This window comes from Xanthomonas sp. NCPPB 3959, assembly GCF_056675575.1.
This window is the reverse complement of sequence record NZ_JBWWVR010000049.1, coordinates 1-675: the sequence shown is the minus strand read 5'-3', so window position 1 is coordinate 675 and position 675 is coordinate 1. Positions and strand designations below refer to the sequence as shown.

The window sequence follows — 675 nt, the reverse complement described above, 5'->3', positions numbered from 1 at the left end:
CATACGCTTCGGACTCGGTGAATCGACTGCTGCCGCCTGCGCTGCTGCAAGCGTGCAAGGATTTTGCTGCTGCCCATGGCGCCACACTTTTCATGGTGCTGGAAGCAGCGCTGGCGGCACTAATCGCGCGCTGGAGCGGAGAGCGCGACATCGCCATCGGCACGCCGATCTCCGGACGCGTCCGCCAGGAACTTGAACCGCTGATCGGCTTCTTCATCAACACGCTGGTTCTGCGCAATGATCTGTCCGGTGATCCCGATTTCCATACGCTGCTCGCGCGGACCCAGCGCTCCGCGCTTGAAGCTTATGCACACGAAATCCCGTTCGAATTGATCGTCGACGACCTCAGGCCCGAACGTAGCTTGGCCTACAACCCGCTTTGTCAGATCAAATTTATGCTGCAGCACGGAGCGGCGGAAGCATTGATGCTTCCCGACGCTGAAGTTGAAGTGATTGATGACAGCTCCGGCACCATTCGCTTTGACTTCGATCTCAACGCTTTCGACACCGACGACGGACTGCAGCTGCACTGGAGCTACCAAACAGCGCTGTTCGATCGTGAGACGGTCAAGCGCATGGCAAGCGGCTACGAGTCGTTGCTGGCGGCCCTCTTGCGCGAGCCGGGCAAGCCGTTCAACCAGCTCGCCGTGCAAGATGAAACCGTACACGAGGAAT

1 protein-coding gene is annotated in these 675 nt (G+C 59.1%); it reads left to right on the top strand.

Annotated features, from left to right (window positions below; translation table 11 throughout):
• Window positions 1-17: 17 nt before the first annotated feature.
• Window positions 18-675: condensation domain-containing protein (locus AC1KVG_RS21765; RefSeq protein WP_481095805.1), on the top strand; the 658-nt coding region annotated here is incomplete at its 3' end.